Origin of the sequence: Kitasatospora sp. NPDC101155, assembly GCF_044768305.1 — a bacterium.
Classification (GTDB): domain Bacteria; phylum Actinomycetota; class Actinomycetes; order Streptomycetales; family Streptomycetaceae; genus Kitasatospora.
Genome location: NZ_JBIWPN010000020.1, coordinates 1 through 1,516 on the forward strand (window position 1 = coordinate 1; position 1,516 = coordinate 1,516).

Genomic DNA, 1,516 nt, shown 5'->3' on the forward strand with positions numbered 1-1,516 from the left:
GCCGCCGACCCCGGCGAGCCGCTCCAGCTGCGCGTCGAGCGCCTTCTCCGACTTCGCCGAAACCACCCACGGCACCACGCCGGGCACGACCGACGAAGCCGCCTCCGGCGCATCCTCCGCCGGCGCCTCCTCGACGATCACGTGCGCGTTCGTCCCGCTGATCCCGAACGAGGACACCCCGGCCCGTCGCGGCCGCTCGCCCCCCGGCCACTCGCGCGCCTCCGCCAGCAGCCGCACCGCGCCCGCCGACCAGTCCACGCGCGAGGACGGCGTGTCAGCGTGCAGCGTCTTCGGCAGCACGCCCGCCCGCATCGCCTGCACCATCTTGATCACGCCCGCAACCCCGGCGGCCGCCTGGGCGTGGCCGAAGTTGGACTTGACCGAGCCCAACCACAGCGGCCGGCCGTCCTCCCGTCCCTGCCCGTAGGTGGCGAGCAGGGCCTGGGCCTCGATCGGGTCGCCGAGCGGGGTGCCCGTCCCGTGGCCCTCGACGGCGTCGACGTCGGCGGCCGCCAGCCCGGCATTGGCGAGCGCCTGGCGGATCACCCGCTGCTGCGAGGGGCCGTTGGGCGCGGTGAAGCCGTTGGACGCGCCGTCCTGGTTCACCGCCGAGCCCCGCACGACCGCGAGGACGCGGTGCCCGTTGCGGCGGGCGTCCGAGAGCCGCTCCAGCACCAGCACGCCGACGCCCTCGGCCCAGCCCGTCCCGTCGGCCCCGTCGGCGAACGCCTTGCAGCGCCCGTCCGAGGCCAGTCCGCCCTGCCGGGAGAACTCCATCAGCGAGCCGGGCGTCGCCATCACGTTGACGCCGCCCGCGACGGCCAGCGTGCACTCGCCGGCCCGCAGTGCCTGGACCGCCCAGTGCAGGGCGACCAGCGAGGACGAGCAGGCGGTGTCGACCGTCACCGCCGGGCCCTCCAGCCCGAGGGTGTAGGAGAGGCGGCCGGAGAGGGCCGAGGCTGCGATGCCGGTGCCGATGTCGCCGGTGGCATCGGCCAGGGAGCGCACCAGCAGGTACGCGTAGTCCTGGCCATTGGTGCCGAGGAAGACGCCGGTGCGGCTGCCGCGCAGGCCGCTCGGGTCGATGCCCGCCCGCTCGAAGGCCTCCCACGAGGTCTCCAGCAGCAGGCGCTGCTGGGGGTCGGTGGAGACGGCCTCGCGCGGCGAGATGCCGAAGAAGTCGGCGTCGAAGCCGGACACCGAGTCGAGGAAGCCGCCGCGCCGCGAGACGCGGGTGCCGCGCTCGTCGACGCCGGCGTCCTGCAGCGCGCCGAGGTCCCAGCCGCGGTCGTCCGGGTAGCCGCCGGTGGCATCGGTGCCGCCCGCCACGAGGTCCCAGAGGTCCTCGGGCGAGGCGACGCCGCCGGGGTAGCGGCAGCCCATGCCGATGACGGCGACGGGTTCGGCGGCCGCGGCCAGGAGCCGGCGGTTCTGCGTGCGCAGCCGTTCGGTCTCCTTCATCGAGGACCGGAGAGCGGCGACTACCTTGTCGTGGGGCGTGGTCATGGCTGCTCCG

Annotated in this window: 1 protein-coding gene; it reads right to left on the reverse strand. The window is 75.5% G+C overall.

Going from position 1 to position 1,516, the window contains the following annotated elements:
* The coding region (locus ACIRYZ_RS26795) for a type I polyketide synthase (protein WP_402948638.1) at positions 1–1,506 on the reverse strand (1,506 nt) is incomplete at its 3' end.
* Positions 1,507–1,516 lie beyond the last annotated feature (10 nt).